This window comes from Vibrio sp. 1457 (assembly GCF_033340195.1).
Classification (GTDB): Bacteria; Pseudomonadota; Gammaproteobacteria; order Enterobacterales; family Vibrionaceae; genus Vibrio; species Vibrio alginolyticus.
In genome coordinates, this window is record NZ_JAWOWA010000002.1 from 26,152 (window position 1) to 41,089 (window position 14,938).

The window sequence follows — 14,938 nt, forward strand, 5'->3', positions numbered from 1 at the left end:
TCGAGTAAGCCTTCTTTATATGCAGTACGATCCGAAAAATTCAATCAAAATTGCGCTCGCTGATATCGGCGTTGGTATGTTTGTTACCGCGATAGAGCACAACAAGCGCGTCAATTTAGCCAATGCAGGGCGGATATCTAGCCCTGAAGGCATTAAGAAGCTTGCTACAAGTGGCGTAAAGTATGTTTGGGTAGATCAAACATTATCTTCGCAGCAGTGTGTCTTCAAGCCTGTAGATGAATCAACTGATGCCACTAAAGAGACGAGAGAGCAGAAACACTCAGATTTTAAGAGGGGTCAACGAACTTATCGTTCGAGAGACATCCAACACAAGCGAGCCAAAAAGCTGATCGCCGAAGCAAAAGATTTGGCGCAGAAACTATTGAATCAAACTTTTGAAGGAAAAATCATTGAAGTTGATGAAGTAGAAGCTTGGGCTGACGATGTCATTGAAAGTGTTTTGATTGACTCAGATGCGTTGCAGTGTGTCTCTGCACTCCGAAAAAAAGACTCTTACTTATTGGAACACTCCGTCAATGTCGCTTGTCTTTTAGTGTCATTCGGTAAGTACTTGGGCTTGGATAAGCCAACGCTAAAACAGCTTGCTGTAGGTGGCATTATTCATGATGTAGGTAAAATTAAAGTCGATGATAAGATCTTGCACAAGCCAGCGAAGCTAACGCCTGAAGAATTTGAACATATGAAGCTACATCAAGTGTTCGCAGGTGAGATTATCCTTCACGTAAAAGGACTTAGTGACGTAAGCCGTGATGTTTGTTTGATGCACCACGAGAAGTTAGATGGCAATGGTTATCCTAGAGGCTTGAAGGGGGAGGAGATTCCAATTCACGGCCGTATGAGCTGTATTGTAGATATCTACGATGCGCTAACGGCTGATCGCTGTTACAAAAAAGGCATGAGTTCTGCCGAAGCGTTTAAAATCTTGTTGAGTCTAACGCCATTTCATTTAGACGCCGACTTAGTTTACAAATTCATTAATTGCATTGGGATGTACCCCGTAGGCTCTATTGTCGAGTTGAACGATGGGCGTGTTGGTATTGTTTGGTCTTCAAATGAATCTCAAGCATTAAAGCCAGAAGTGAAATGTTTCTACTCCCGCAAGTATAAACGATACATTGATGTCACGATGGTGGATTTAAAAACGAGTGCGTACAAAATTGAAAGAGCGATAGCACCTTCATCGTTAGAGATCGATCCTAAGCCTTTTTATGATTAAGAGAAATAGATAAGCTTATACAACAGGCTTTACATCCTTGCATGTAGATCGTATTTTATTTGCATAACTATCTATTAATTTTTTCTAAGTTGTTTAGATGCAAGATGGTTATTAAGACCTCGGCTTCATGGATAGAAACCGGGCGATAAAATAGTTCTATACACAATGGGCTATAAACCTCATTTTGCTGGAAGGGATGCCAATGCAAATAGATACATGGATTTTTTACACTCTTGCTATTCTCGTGCTCACAGCTTCACCAGGACCAAGCTCACTGTTGTGTTTAAGTAAAGGAGTGAGTAGTGGGTTTCGTATTGCTTTCATGACTGCACTTGGCAGTTTGTCTGCGATTACGATCATCCTTACGCTCTCATTTACCGGGCTGGGAGTTGTCATTGCTTCATCTGAGTTAGTTTTTAATATTATCAAATGGTGTGGCGCCGCTTATTTAATCTGGTTAGGTATTCAAGCGTTGCGCTCATCTCAGACAGATTTTAATAAAACGGCAACGACTCAAAGTTCCGCGACAGCGTTTAGCGCGTTCACTAGTGGTTTCATTGTTGGCGCTAGTAATCCCAAAGCGATAGTCTTTTTCACCGCTTTGTTTCCTCAATTCATAGAACCTTCCGCACCGCTACTGTCTCAATACGCGATTTTCGCGTCTACATTTGTGGTTTTTGAGCTTAGCTGGCTAACATTTTATGCATTGTTAGGGGTAAAAGCCTCCGATTGGTTGTTTGTCGCTGGAAGGGCGAAGTTGTTTAATCGTTTGACTGGGGGAGTATTTATTGGTGCAGGCGTGATGTTGTCGACGGCAAACCGATAAATAAGACAGACTTCGGTACGCAGTTAGGTTTTCCCATATAGTAAGTTGGAATGCGCTAATTTAGCTTTGTCTTATTTCCAGAATGGAAATAGACGTTTTGTTTATTTTCATTAGTGGCAACAGCCAAGCAGGAGTAAAATCACGTTACTCTTTAGGGGTAGAGCTCGTATTTTGTCTTGTGGGCTTGTGGTTACTTTGTAGGAATATCTTAGATGACAAGCCTTTCTAAACTACAACAACGTTTTCTAGATATCGCGACCGACGTCCGTCTTTCTCCAAAACAGAAGTCGAGTTTTTTAGCTTTAGAGGCTGAAGCGTGCATTCCTTACATGACCGTATCTCCATCACTGAGACAAGCAATGGATGAAGGCATCATCTGCGATATGTTTGAAGGTCATGCACCGTTTAAACCTCGCTATGTGTTGCCTGATTACGCTAAATTTCTATCGCAAGGCTCAGACTATTTAGAGTTGTCTCCGGCTGATGATTTCGATGATGCGTTGAACATGCTGACCATCATTTACCATCATGTTCCTTCGGTAACGAACATTCCGGTTTACTTAGGCCAGTTAGATGATGTCTTGTTGCCTTACATAGGCGACCTAACAGAGAGCCAGATTTACAAAAAGTTAAAACATTTTTGGATCATGCTGGATCGCACATTGCCAGATGCGTTTATGCATGTGAATGTCGGACCGACAGACAACATTATTTGTCGCACTGTTTTAAAAGTAGATGCGGAGCTCAAGCAGATCGCACCGAATCTCACCTTTATGTACGACGAGACAGTTACACCTGATGATTTACTTCGTCAAGCGACACAGAACATTTGTGAATGCAGTAAACCGCATATCGCCAATTACCCAATGCACACGAAAGCCTACAACGGCTCACGCTTTGGTATTGTAAGTTGCTACAACTCGCTTCCATTAGCAGGTGGCTCGAACACATTGGTGCGAATGAATTTAAAAGAAGTTGCAAAACGAGCATCAGACTGTAACGACTTCTTAAACAGTGCGTTGCCTTCTTACCATCGATTAATGGTCGAGCTCATAAACGCAAGAAGCACGCACTTGCATGAAAAATCGAACTTCTTTCAAGGCTTTTTGACGCAAGAAGGGTTGATAAAAGAGTCCTATTTCGCGCCAATGTATGGCGTTTACGGCATGGCCGAAGCGGTAAACCTTCTATTTGAAAAAGAAGGGCAAATAGGGCGATACGGAAAAAATGATCGAGCAAATACTTTTGCTCATGATGTTTCAGCAACACTGGCTAAACTGGTGGACTCAACCCCGGTGAAATATGGTTTAGATGGCAAAGCGCTCTTACATGCACAAGGCGGCATTAGCTTAGATCATGATGTTACGCCAGGTGTACGTCTGCCTTATGGTGCAGAGCCAGACCCTGTCACTTATGTACAAGCAACGGCGAAGCATCATCAGTATTATCGTGCGGGTATCAGCGATATTTTGACGATTGATGAAACGGTGAAATCTAACCCAGAAGCGATGTTCAATTTATGTAAAGGGGCACTAAATGCTGGTTATCGTGAGTTTACCGCGAATGTCACTTCAAATGACTTAATTCGCGTGACAGGCTACATGATCAAACTTTCAGATGTCGCGAAATATGATAAAGAAGGTTCGAGAACCAACACGACGTTTCTAGGTGCAGAAGCAGCAAAAAATACCAAAATTTTAGAACGCTCGCCACGTGTGGTGAGTCATGAAGTAACACCGACTTACACGCAGGCATAAGTTCGGTTTAGGAAAGAACAAGATGTCTAGACGAAGTGGAAGCCTTTTGGCAAAAGTCACTCGTATCCTTCCTTTCTCTTGTGTTGATGGGCCAGGAAATCGTCTAGTCATCTTTCTACAGGGTTGTAACTATCAGTGTTTGAACTGCCACAATCCTCACACGATAAACCATTGTAATCATTGTGGTGAGTGTGTGAGTGAATGTTCAGCAGGCGCATTGAAGTTCGACGAAAACAACAACGTTGTTTGGCTTAAAGAGGAGTGCACCCACTGCGATCATTGTATAGAGATATGTCAGAACCAATCTAATCCTCCAAAAATTACTGACTACTCTGTAGTAACAATGCTCGATTTGATACGCAAACATCGCTTTTTCATCAGTGGTGTTACTGTATCCGGTGGGGAATCTACCTTACAACTTCCTTTCATTATTGAGCTGTTTAAAGGGATAAAACAAGATCCTGAATTACGGCACCTCTCTTGTTTCATCGACAGTAACGGTTCTTTAGCGGTTGCTGGTTGGCAGCGTATTCTACCTTTTCTGGATGGCGCAATGATCGATTTGAAAGCGTGGCAGACGGAGACGCATCAGTGGCTAACTGGGCGTGATAATCATCGTGTATTTAAAACCCTTCAGTACCTTGTTGAGCACGAAAAATTGTACGAGGTCCGCTTACTGCATATTCCCCAAAAAAGTGATTTAGATATAGAAATCGTAGCAATTGGACGTTACTTGAGTACTCTTCCTGAATCGGTGATTATACGTTTAAATGCCTTTCAGCATCACGGAGTAGTGGGGGAGGCGTTAACTTGGGATATGTGCTCTCATCATGATATCGAACGCTTAAAATCAGAGCTTCGATGCTACGTGAGTAACCCTATCACAGTGCCGACAGTACTCACGTAGTACCGTTGTTTATCTATGCTTACGCATCACAGGCATCTAACATGGCGCAGGCGTCGAGTAATTGTTGCTGCAACCATTTTAAAGCGGGATCGTTTAAGCTCGCTTTGTTCCAAACGAGGCTGTAGGCTACCTGTCCGTAATCGAATGGAAGAGCTTGTTCAACCAAACCTTTTGCTTGCATTGCCGCTCTTGCCCAAAGCTTGGAGCATGTGAACAAGTAATCCGAGTGCTGACACATCACCGCAGCTGAACCAAAGTCGGCTACACGCATGGCCAAGTTTCGCTTTGAATGCCTTTGGGTGAGATTTTGCTCAAAATAAGGTTGTGACAGATCTTTATCATGAATACCGATGTGTCTTGCACAAAGGTAACTTTCAACAGATAAGGGTTGCTCAGCGAGTGGGTTCGATGCTCTCATTAAGCAAACCATTTCGTCTTTCAAAATGGTTTTCCAGACCAAGTCTTTATTTTGTGTGGGTGGTTGGCTGAGATCGTGAGGAAGCAACAAAAAATCCACTTGACCTCTTGCTAATGCATCGAAGCTCATTTCCTCTTTCGCATGGACATTCAAGTGCGCGTGGTTGCTCAGTTGTTGGGACAAGTGCTGTAGAACTGGCGCAAAGAGCTCAAACGAACTTTCACGCATTGCTAATGAAAAACTACCTTGATAGTAAGCCGGATTAAAAGAGCCTTGATGTAATAACCCATTCATACTGGAGAGTATGCCATGGATTGATGGGCCTATATGCAGCGCAAATGCTGTCGGCACTAAGCGAGTGCCATCACGATAAAAAAGGTCATCCTTTAGCGTTTCGCGCAACTGTCCGAGCGTTTTACTGACGCTCGATGGTGTTACACACAAGCGTTCTGCCGCAAGTGTGACGCTGTGAGTGGTTAACAACATATGTAAAACAGTTAGATGTTTAAGGCTTATACGCGAAAGAGCAATGTAGTCCATAAATAGCATGGTTTCTTATGATTTTTGGCAGTATATCAGCATGAAACAAATTTTTACTATTGTTTATCTCGGAAACACGCCTGTTTCTCTTTGAGCTCAATGCATTTAATGGGTTGCATAAGGGTTGATGGTGCTTATAAGTCTAGAAATTTATCTTAGTTTTGTTGGACTTTAATGCTTTCATTTATTCAATTCTAAAGCTTCTATGTAATTTTAATCAATTTGGAGGAGTTGATTGATTTGTACACGAATTAAACTTGTTCCTTGTTAATTAAAATAGATATTGTTTTGTTGATTGTTTGGTGATTTACTCATGATCCCTCAGTAACAAAGGTATAAATAATTAATGGACGACCCCTTTAGTCGACAAAACCCTTCACCATATGTCTTCTTATTATTGGAGACATGCTCATGCTAGAACTTTTTATGCAACCAGAAGCTTGGGCTATTTTCGCCACTTTGTTTGCGCTTGAAGTTGTCTTAGGCGTTGATAACGTCGTTTTTATCTCTGTCTTATGTGAAAGACTGCCGCTGCACCAACGTAAGCTGGCAAGAAACCTTGGTATTGGTCTTGCTGTTATTGCTCGTATTGGTTTAGTGTTTTCAATCTCTTGGATCATGCAATTGACTCAACCGCTATTTTCTTTGGCGAACCATGCGTTTACCGGAAGAGACGTCATCATGATTGCGGGTGGTGCATTCCTCTTGGCTAAAAGCCTGAAAGAGTTGTGGAGTTGGTTAAATCACAACGAGTCGGCTCACTCAACTCACGCCCGTACTGGTTTAGCGGTAGTTCTGTTGCAGATTGTTGCCGTGGATGCTGTATTCTCGATGGACTCGGTGATAACCGCCGTTGGTTTGACAAGTGATGTCCCACTTATGGTCGCAGCGATTGTTTCGTCTGCTATCGTGATGGTCATGACAGCCGAAAAAATCAATAACCTGGTGTCGTGTTACCCTGGTTTTAAGACACTTGCTTTGTTATTCCTCGTTTTGTTAGGTGGTTTATTGATGGCAGAAGGCTTCGAAATTCATATCAACAAAGGTTATGTGTATTTTGCGATGGCATTTGGCTTAATTCTGGAACTTTGTCATATCCAGTTAAAAAACAAACAACGCCCGACTATTAAACGTCTTAGTCCGTTGCGAGTTCATCCAACCAGATTAGAAGCTCGTCAATAATAAAAGATATTGCCGCTCATATGAGCGGCATTTTTATATTCGTCATCACCTATTTTTACTCTCTTTTTATTTTGTTGTCGTTTCGACAAAAAATCGCATTTGTTGTGGGGTTGAAGATTTTTTATATAGACCGCCCAACTAATATGAGTGAACGACAATAATGGATAAAATGATCGATGCGTTAGCAACCCATGGCTACTACATCTGGGATGATTTTCTTTCTGAACAAGAAGTGGCTCAATTACGAGACTGCATTCCAAGTAACTGGAAAAAAGCGCGTATTGGTCGTAATGACGATGTGACTCGTATTGAGTCAATTCGAAGTGACAAAATTCAATGGTTATCGCCCAATATGGGGCACGCGGTTACTTCTTACTTAGATAAGATGGAAGAAATACGCCAAGAAGTGAACCGTCACTTGTTTCTGGGACTTTTTGAGTATGAAGCTCACTTTGCCAAGTACGAGGAAGGGGATTTCTACCAAAAGCATCTAGATTGTTTTAAAGGTAATGAAAACCGTCGATTGACAACCGTTTTTTACATGAACGAATCTTGGACGGAAAAGGATGCAGGTGAATTGGTGGTTTACGATCTAAATGATAATAAGATAGCAACCATCCCTCCTCAATCGGGACGCTTACTTTTATTCTTATCTGAGCAATTCCCGCATGAGGTTTTACCGACCAATGCTGAGCGTTTCAGTATTGCAGGTTGGTTCAGAATCAATGGTGTGCGAGACAATGTACTTGATATTGCAAAATGATTGGTTTGCAACCAGCATAAAATCAGCAAAGGGCGTAGATACGCCCTTTATCGATTAAACATTAGTTGATAGCTCGTAACACTCGGTCATGTTTCGCTCTAGCACTGCATAGACGTCAGAACAAAGTTCTTGTTTAGCGACTTGCTCACCCATAATCGCGGCGATTTGTGCTTGAGCCATTCGTCCTCGGTAGGGCCGGTCCTGAGACAGAGCTTGAAAAACATCGGCAACCGCGACAATACGCGATGGTACATCGAGTTCGTCTCCTGTTTTATGATAAGGATAGCCAGAACCGTCCAAACGCTCGTGATGATTAGAAGCCCACTCCGCTATTTTAGCGTTGGGAAACACTTTGTGTAATGCGAGCTGAGTATCAATTGTATGGCGTTTAATACGCGTATACTCTTGTTTATTAAGAGAGCCTTCTTTATGAAGAATCTCATCTGGTGTTTTTAACTTTCCGATATCATGCACCAACCCAGCAATAAATAACATCTCTTGGTCGTGCTCACAAAACCCAAGCTTGATGGCTAGATACCGAGATAACTCCGCCACTTTTTGCGAATGTTGATAAGTAAATGGGCTTTTTGCGTCAACAATTCGAGCGATAAACATTCCCAAACTATTCATATCTTGGATGGTGAGCTGTTTTTGAAGCCAATCAATGCTTTTAAAGTTTAATCCGATGGTTTCTATATTTTCAGACTCCATCGCGAACCAAAATGCGTCGGTCATAACGAGCTTAACCATTGCCTTAGCCATGTCTGGATTAAACAAAGTTCCAGCGTTTGCCATGATGCATTCTGCAATTAGTTCTTCATGAAGTGTGACAATGTCACAGTGGCAGTTCATGACGTATTTGGAACGCATAAAATCGAGACGATCGGCTAAATAGAGTAGGGCAGCGACCTCTTTTTCAAAAGGCGGTAAATCAAGATATTTTAATTCACTCCAATGTGTATGGTGGTAAAGAACAGGTGTAGCAAACTGACGCAACAAACGACACTGCTTGAGGCTTCGGTATCCTCTTAAGCAATGTGTTTTTACATCTTGTGGCACCAACTCCTCAAGTAACATTTTATGTTCTTGTGTTTCGGAGACCCCACAATCGTGGATCATCCCTGCGAAGTAGCAAAACTCCGCTTTTTCTGGTTCCCAGTTCATGACCCGAGCACATTGGTAAGCGATGTAAGCGACACGATGGCTATGGTGCGTATCATCAACACCGACATAGTCGAGTGCTCGAGCAACCCAGATAAGTGCTTGTTTCAGATCGACTTCAAAGCCCATGTCCGTATGGGAATGGCAAGAATGATTCATGGTTTATACCGACATTGCTAATTAGCCCACGCTAAACCCAAATCAGAAGGTGATAGGAAAAATTGGGTACGACAGCGAATAGACCCCAAAAAGGTGGGCGTTTAGACATAGTTTTGATTATGGGCGGGATAATAATCCTAGTTGCATAATAATATCACCTGAAGCTCATGGTTAAGAGTCAGATATTTGAACTAAGTATAAGTTTTGAAAGATTATTGTTGCTCTTGTTGACTTATTTGAAAACGACAATAAATCATGATGTAACGCATTCTTATTTTTATTTTTGTAGATCGTGTTCGGGCTCAACCAGAGACACACGGTATTGATGTCTGATTAACAGAATTCATATTGTTGCTTTTGAAGGCAAAAAATAAGAAGACTTCTTCGAGGCTTGCTCTGTAACTAACAGAGTAATAGGGAAAGCAGCTTGTTAACTACATGACAATAGAGCGTCGTTGAAAACATTTTCTCTGTAGCTCATGTCGTTGAGGGAAGATAATAAAATGGTACGGTTTCCCAGCGATGCTAGCCCTTTTAGTGAGATAAGTTTATTGAAAATGTGTGATTGCAAAGTAAGCATAGGTAGTAAAAGTAGCTAGAATGATAGCTCTAAATGAAAAGGATTTCGTATGTTGAAGCATCGTTTATATCGGAGTTACACCGCTGGGTTAAAAATAGCAGCCCTTATCCTTCCTATGCCGAGACCAACCTTGTTTTCCGGCCCTGGTTCGATGAATGAGCTATTAGAATCGATGACCGAGCTGGGATTTAAACGCGTTTTGTTAGTTACCGACGAAGGGTTAGTCCAAGTCGGTATTGTAGATAAGGTGCTTGAGGCTGCAGCACAACTCGATTTACAGTTAGATGTTTTCTCGCAAGTTAAGCCCGATCCTACCTATGATCAGGTAGAGAGCGGTCTAGAGGCTTATCATCGTTTTCATTGTGAGGGCATATTAGCTTTGGGTGGCGGCTCTGCAATGGATTGTGCAAAAGTCATCGCTGCGAAAGTTACCAATAAACGGCCAATAAAAAAATTAGCTGGACTATTGAAGGTATGGCGAATGCCAGCGCCGCTTTTTGCTATTCCAACAACGGCTGGAACCGGAAGTGAAGTTACTATCGCTGCGGTCGTGTCAGATCCCTCCTCACACATTAAAACCCCTTTAATGGATCCAAAGTTGGTGCCACTAATGGCAGCTTTAGATGCGAATTTAATGATTGGTTTACCTCCTAAGATCACGGCTGATACTGGCGTTGATGCATTAACCCATGCTATTGAGGCCTATGTATCGAAAAACGCTACTCAAGAAACGATGGCTTATTCGGTTGCCGCTATTAAACTCATTTTTAAATATCTTCCTAGGGCTGTGATGCAAGGGGATGATGTCGAAGCTCGTCATAAAATGGCTATGGCATCCTATTACGCGGGTTTAGCATTTACCAAAGCGAGTTTGGGTTATGTTCATGCCTTTGCTCACACATTCGGTGCGAGATATGGAATACCTCATGGTATGGCAAACGGATTAGCCTTGTTGCCTGTGCTGCGCTTTTCATTATCAGAGATTGAGCCTCAACTAAGAAAGCTCGATGAGTTGACGGCCGAGGGGCAGTTAGGTAACGCAAGTGCTCAGCATTTTTTGGCGAATCTGGAGTCCTTGTTTTCAACTATTGATATTGAGCAAACCAGTGCGCTCATTCAACGTGAAGATGCTGATGCGCTTGTTGATTTAATTCTGAAAGAGGCGCACTGGAATTACCCTGTTCCCAAGTTCATGAACAGGGAAGAATGCACACAGTTATTGTTAAATATCAGCAAGGTGTAAATTATAGTTTACATTTGTGGTTTTTTATCCTTACACTTTGCTTGATCTTCTGCTAAAGATCCTACAATATCGACGGCAATACAAATATGGTGTTGGTTTCGGTCCGCCGTTGCCCGATCTAATACTGATAGTTTCTAATAAAGTGTAAAGATTAATATACAATGAGTCGTTCTAAAGTATTCGGTAGTACGCTAATTATTGCGGGCACTACAATAGGCGCTGGTATGCTAGCGCTTCCACTTGCCTCTGCCGGCATTGGTTTTTCAACTTCTATTATCATCATGCTAGGCTTATGGGCTCTGATGGCTTTCACTGCCTTGCTTATGCTTGAGCTTCATCAACATGCGGAGAGTAGTGCTACACTTCATACTTTGGCGAAACAGATCCTAGGTCAAAAAGGCAAGTGGGTGGCAAGTTTTGCGATGTTGTTTCTTTTCTACTCATTATGTGCAGCGTATATCGCTGGCGGTGGTGCTCAGTTCGGAGACCGCCTTGCACAATGGTTTGACCTCGATATTTCAGGGCGTACATCAACGATAATCTTTACCTTGATTGTGACTTTAGTTGTGACAGTGGGTACCGGTACGGTCGATAAAGTAAACCGAGTCCTGTTCGCGATGAAGCTCATTGCGATGGTTGCGGTGCTTTCTTTTCTTGCTCCAAACGTTACGGAGTCTTACTTGTTAAGTATGCCAATCGAACAAGGCCTTGTTGTAGCGGCGATTCCGGTGATCTTTACTTCGTTTGGTTTCCACGGAAGTATACCTGCAATTGTGAATTACTTAGACGGTGACACTTCTTCTTTACGCAAAGCCGTTATTATTGGTTCGACGATTCCACTCGTTATTTATATCTTTTGGCAAATCGTGACGTTGGGTGTGGTTAGCCAAAGTACGCTTGTTGAGAACGGAGGGTTGAGCGCACTGATTGGTCAACTATCTCAGACAGTACACCAATCAAATTTGGGTAGCATTGTTGGTGTGTTTGCTGACTTGGCATTGTTGACATCGTTCCTTGGCGTGAGTTTGGGTCTATTCGAATTTTTGGGTGATACCATCAAAGGAAGTAACGATAAGCCTAATCGTTTGATTGCGGCACTAGTGACGTTTACTCCACCGCTAGGCTTCGCACTTTTCTATCCTCAAGGCTTTATTATGGCTTTGGGCTATGCAGCGATTGCCTTAGCGATTTTAGCCATCTTTTTGCCTTTGGTTATGGTGATCAAGGTTCGTAAATCGGATGATTTTACTGGGGAGTACCGCGTCGCAGGTGGTCAAGGTGCGCTAGTGATAACGGGCATCGCTGGCACTGGCATCGTATTCGCTCAGGTGTTAATTACGCTGGGTGTGCTTCCTGCTCTAGGCTAGTTGTTCAGAACGTTCTTTGAATAACCTCTAGTTACTGAATCCATCGTAATCAATCAGTATTGTTAAGCCAACGAGTTTTGCTCGTTGGCTTTTTTAATCTGGATCAAATTACCGTAAGATATCCGGTGAAAAAATTGGTAGAAATGTGCTTTTATTTCGTACACTTAAGTTGTGGTATATCGATAGTTTAAGTGGAGAAAACCGCTCAAAATACCATTGAATTTGCAACACAATGAGCTTTTCTTGTTTCTCTGCTTTGGTGTGGAGGTGAAGCATGGCGCACCGGAGTTTTTACCCGTTTGCAAAACCGCTTAACGAGCAACTGCAAACGCTAAAAGGCAGGATGCAGGCGCACTTGCCATGTATTGATAGGGTGTCATTTGCAAAATATCACCCAGACCAAGATGTGCTCAAATCATTTGCAGAAAGTGAGTTCGACACTTGGTGTCTAGCCCATCACGAATCAGCATTCCGTAAACTCCACCACCTCAATATTGCCTCTAAAAACGCGGTTCCTCGTATCGTCGAAGACCTTCATGATATTAATCACTGTCCTCGGGTTCAAATTTTACTCAAACACGGATATCAGTCGTCGGCTGCTATTCCTTGTTATGACAATAAAGCTTTTACTGGTTTTGTATTTTTGAACTCCACTCAACGTGATGCGTTTAGTTTAGAAGCGCTGAATGGTCTTAAACCTTATTTCGAAATGATTCGATTTGCGGTTGAATCAGAAACTCAAGTAGTCAATGCGATAGAAACGCTAGCGAACCGAATGCAATGTATGATGCCAGGCTATTCACCTGAGTATTACGCGCATACCAAACGCATGAAGTACTACAGTCAAATTATCGCAACGCAGTTAGCGGATCGTTATCACCTGAATGACGAAATGGTCGAAGATATTGGTATTTTTGCTCAGTTCCATGCGCTCGGTGATAGTCAGCTGCCAGTTGAAATTGCTAGCCGCCGAACAAATTACTCTCAAGAACAAGAGGCGATATTGATTCAACATATTGAGCGTTGTATCGATTCAGCGGATGACATAGTTGCCCGTATCGGAAATCCGGTTCACCCGAGTGTGACTTTGTTTTTGCAGATGATTATTTATCAGTACGAAAATTTAAATGGCACTGGTTATCCTTATGGTTTAACCAATGATGATATACCAATAGTCGCCCAAATTACGGCTGCCGCGAATGCCTTTGATTTTATGACAACGCACCATCCGTATAGACAAGCGTGGTCCATCCCATACGCATTGTTAGAACTTGAAAAATGGGTATATCAGGGGTGGTTATCTCGAGAATGTGTTGATGCTCTGCGAGAGCATCAAGGTTATATAAAGCAAATCATCCACAAATATCCCGAGCACTATACAGGCTTGGGGTTAATGTGAAGAGCAGTAACAAAGTTGAAATGTTGACGAGGAGGAATATTTAAACAATACTGTTTTTATATACAGTAATAAGTTTGGAGGTGAAGTATGTTGTGGGAAACCCTTGAAAGAGTAAACCGCTTACGCCAACAAGCACTTGCAAATCCTGAGTTTGTTGAGTCAGCAAAAGAGCACGAACAAGCACTTCAGGAGCAAGAATACCATTATCAAACTAAGAAAAAGCGTTCAGCCAAAGACAAACAAGGTAAAAAGTCGCTGGCCGATATCTATAAAGAAGTAGAGTTTGGCGCTGACGCTCGTCATTAATGTATTCACTGCGGCATTTTTCATTTCTTCATACGCTGCAGTATTCGTTCAAATTTATGCGAGAGCAGTGGGAGACCGCTGCTCTCGTTGACCTGCCTATAATTTACTAATGAAGTTCAGCAGAGCAAATTATCACTAACACTTAGCAATTCTCTCAATGATCTTGTTTATGTAATGATAATGACAACGGTTTGCATTTGTATCTTTGTTGTTATATAAAACCTCCCTTATTAATCGTTCTGTTGAATAAGAACGGCAAACGTGATCAACGAATGAGAGCTTTGAATAACTGTTATTCGTAAATGGCTATTAGGTGAAGTAGGGATGTTGGAAGCTAAAGCACTCCAGTTTGAGATTGAAGGCAAGTCATTGCTAAAAGCGTTTGATGTGACATTTGAACCCGGAAAAACATACGCCCTTGTTGGACACAATGGTTCAGGAAAATCCACATTGTTAAAGTTGCTGGCACAGCAACAGCAATACACAGCTGGTGACGTGGTTCTGCATGGAACGAGCATTAACGATCTCTCAGCGAAAAAATTCGCCCAACATATTGCCTACTTGCCTCAGCATCTTCCGGTGACCGACAGTATTTTAGGTCGAGATTTAGTCGGTTTTGGTCGTTATCCATGGCATGGTTTACTTGGACGTTTGAGTAAGAAAGATCACGACATTGTTGAAGAAGCAATGGCGATGACAGGCACACTAAAATACGCAGATCGCTTAGTGGACACGTTATCTGGAGGAGAGCGTCAACGTGTGTGGCTAGCTATGCTGTTAGCCCAAAAAACCGAGTATTTGCTTCTTGATGAGCCTTTGTCTGCGCTAGATATCAGCCATCAAGTAGATATGTTGAAGCTTATCTCTAAACTCAGTCAAGAACTGGGTTTGGGCGTTATTATCGTATTACACGATATCAACTTGGCTGCACGATTTTGCGACTACATCGTTGCATTACATCAAGGTGATTTGATTGCACAAGGCAATGTTGAACAGGTGTTTACTGAACCTAAGTTGAGGGACATATATGGGATAGAGATGATGATCTCTGACCACCCTGCGGGTTATCCGGTGGCGATGCCAAGCTAAAGGT

The 14,938-nt window shown here is 42.3% G+C and carries 13 protein-coding genes; 11 read left to right on the plus strand and 2 right to left on the minus strand.

Annotation, left to right across the window (positions count from 1 at the left end):
• Positions 1 to 19 precede the first annotated feature (19 nt).
• From R7Z41_RS02035 to R7Z41_RS02050, 4 genes are all read left to right on the plus strand, one after another.
• Positions 20 to 1,237 carry an HD-GYP domain-containing protein gene (locus tag R7Z41_RS02035; RefSeq protein ID WP_025766705.1) on the plus strand — a complete coding sequence of 406 codons (1,218 nt, stop codon included), beginning with the start codon at positions 20 to 22 and terminating at the stop codon, positions 1,235 to 1,237.
• Between the two features lie 202 nt (positions 1,238 to 1,439).
• Positions 1,440 to 2,063: a LysE family translocator gene (locus tag R7Z41_RS02040; RefSeq protein ID WP_025766704.1), complete on the plus strand. Its 624-nt coding sequence runs from the start codon at positions 1,440 to 1,442 to the stop codon at positions 2,061 to 2,063.
• Positions 2,064 to 2,275: 212 nt separating this feature from the next.
• Entirely contained in the window at positions 2,276 to 3,820 is a 1,545-nt protein-coding gene (locus tag R7Z41_RS02045; protein WP_053350580.1) for a YjjI family glycine radical enzyme, read from the plus strand.
• A 22-nt stretch (positions 3,821 to 3,842) separates the two neighbouring features.
• Positions 3,843 to 4,727 (plus strand): YjjW family glycine radical enzyme activase, encoded by an 885-nt coding sequence (locus R7Z41_RS02050; protein WP_318136309.1) that lies wholly within the window; start codon positions 3,843 to 3,845, stop codon positions 4,725 to 4,727.
• A gap of 19 nt (positions 4,728 to 4,746) precedes the next feature.
• Here the strand turns inward: R7Z41_RS02050 and R7Z41_RS02055 are convergent, their stop codons facing one another.
• Positions 4,747 to 5,685 (minus strand): LysR family transcriptional regulator, encoded by a 939-nt coding sequence (locus tag R7Z41_RS02055; protein WP_005377737.1) that lies wholly within the window; start codon positions 5,683 to 5,685, stop codon positions 4,747 to 4,749.
• Positions 5,686 to 6,096: 411 nt separating this feature from the next.
• Between R7Z41_RS02055 and R7Z41_RS02060 the strand changes: the two genes are divergently transcribed.
• Both R7Z41_RS02060 and R7Z41_RS02065 read left to right on the plus strand, forming a co-directional pair.
• On the plus strand, positions 6,097 to 6,867 hold the full coding sequence (locus tag R7Z41_RS02060; protein WP_017820626.1) for a TerC family protein: 771 nt from the start codon (positions 6,097 to 6,099) through the stop codon (positions 6,865 to 6,867).
• A gap of 160 nt (positions 6,868 to 7,027) precedes the next feature.
• Positions 7,028 to 7,630 (plus strand): 2OG-Fe(II) oxygenase, encoded by a 603-nt coding sequence (locus R7Z41_RS02065; RefSeq protein WP_005377733.1) that lies wholly within the window; start codon positions 7,028 to 7,030, stop codon positions 7,628 to 7,630.
• 54 nt (positions 7,631 to 7,684) lie between these two features.
• On the opposite strand, the gene R7Z41_RS02070 is transcribed toward R7Z41_RS02065, so the two are convergent.
• The gene (locus R7Z41_RS02070) at positions 7,685 to 8,950 is read right to left on the minus strand and encodes an HD domain-containing phosphohydrolase (RefSeq protein WP_025766702.1); all 1,266 of its coding nucleotides are present in this window, start codon (positions 8,948 to 8,950) and stop codon (positions 7,685 to 7,687) included.
• Positions 8,951 to 9,579: 629 nt separating this feature from the next.
• On the opposite strand from R7Z41_RS02070, the gene R7Z41_RS02075 reads away from it, so the two are divergent.
• From R7Z41_RS02075 to R7Z41_RS02095, 5 genes are all read left to right on the plus strand, one after another.
• Positions 9,580 to 10,773: an iron-containing alcohol dehydrogenase gene (locus R7Z41_RS02075; protein ID WP_170890611.1), complete on the plus strand. Its 1,194-nt coding sequence runs from the start codon at positions 9,580 to 9,582 to the stop codon at positions 10,771 to 10,773.
• 161 nt (positions 10,774 to 10,934) lie between these two features.
• Positions 10,935 to 12,140, plus strand: a complete 1,206-nt coding sequence (locus tag R7Z41_RS02080; protein WP_149191816.1) for an aromatic amino acid transport family protein — start codon at positions 10,935 to 10,937, stop codon at positions 12,138 to 12,140.
• A 274-nt stretch (positions 12,141 to 12,414) separates the two neighbouring features.
• Positions 12,415 to 13,539: an HD-GYP domain-containing protein gene (locus tag R7Z41_RS02085; protein WP_115385952.1), complete on the plus strand. Its 1,125-nt coding sequence runs from the start codon at positions 12,415 to 12,417 to the stop codon at positions 13,537 to 13,539.
• 87 nt (positions 13,540 to 13,626) lie between these two features.
• Positions 13,627 to 13,845, plus strand: coding sequence for a hypothetical protein (locus R7Z41_RS02090; RefSeq protein WP_005377723.1), 219 nt, complete (start codon positions 13,627 to 13,629; stop codon positions 13,843 to 13,845).
• Positions 13,846 to 14,169: 324 nt separating this feature from the next.
• Positions 14,170 to 14,934, plus strand: coding sequence for an ABC transporter ATP-binding protein (locus tag R7Z41_RS02095; protein ID WP_005389081.1), 765 nt, complete (start codon positions 14,170 to 14,172; stop codon positions 14,932 to 14,934).
• Positions 14,935 to 14,938: the final 4 nt, after the last annotated feature.

What these genes read in the sequence shown, in the direction of transcription:
- R7Z41_RS02035 (WP_025766705.1), top strand. Translation starts at nt 20, where the DNA reads ATGCAGTACGATCCGAAAAATTCAATCAAAATTGCGCTCGCTGATATC.
- R7Z41_RS02040 (WP_025766704.1), top strand. Translation starts at nt 1,440, where the DNA reads ATGCAAATAGATACATGGATTTTTTACACTCTTGCTATTCTCGTGCTC.
- R7Z41_RS02045 (WP_053350580.1), top strand. Translation starts at nt 2,276, where the DNA reads ATGACAAGCCTTTCTAAACTACAACAACGTTTTCTAGATATCGCGACC.
- R7Z41_RS02050 (WP_318136309.1), top strand. Translation starts at nt 3,843, where the DNA reads ATGTCTAGACGAAGTGGAAGCCTTTTGGCAAAAGTCACTCGTATCCTT.
- R7Z41_RS02055 (WP_005377737.1), bottom strand. Translation starts at nt 5,685, where the DNA reads ATGGACTACATTGCTCTTTCGCGTATAAGCCTTAAACATCTAACTGTT.
- R7Z41_RS02060 (WP_017820626.1), top strand. Translation starts at nt 6,097, where the DNA reads ATGCTAGAACTTTTTATGCAACCAGAAGCTTGGGCTATTTTCGCCACT.
- R7Z41_RS02065 (WP_005377733.1), top strand. Translation starts at nt 7,028, where the DNA reads ATGGATAAAATGATCGATGCGTTAGCAACCCATGGCTACTACATCTGG.
- R7Z41_RS02070 (WP_025766702.1), bottom strand. Translation starts at nt 8,950, where the DNA reads ATGAATCATTCTTGCCATTCCCATACGGACATGGGCTTTGAAGTCGAT.
- R7Z41_RS02075 (WP_170890611.1), top strand. Translation starts at nt 9,580, where the DNA reads ATGTTGAAGCATCGTTTATATCGGAGTTACACCGCTGGGTTAAAAATA.
- R7Z41_RS02080 (WP_149191816.1), top strand. Translation starts at nt 10,935, where the DNA reads ATGAGTCGTTCTAAAGTATTCGGTAGTACGCTAATTATTGCGGGCACT.
- R7Z41_RS02085 (WP_115385952.1), top strand. Translation starts at nt 12,415, where the DNA reads ATGGCGCACCGGAGTTTTTACCCGTTTGCAAAACCGCTTAACGAGCAA.
- R7Z41_RS02090 (WP_005377723.1), top strand. Translation starts at nt 13,627, where the DNA reads ATGTTGTGGGAAACCCTTGAAAGAGTAAACCGCTTACGCCAACAAGCA.
- R7Z41_RS02095 (WP_005389081.1), top strand. Translation starts at nt 14,170, where the DNA reads ATGTTGGAAGCTAAAGCACTCCAGTTTGAGATTGAAGGCAAGTCATTG.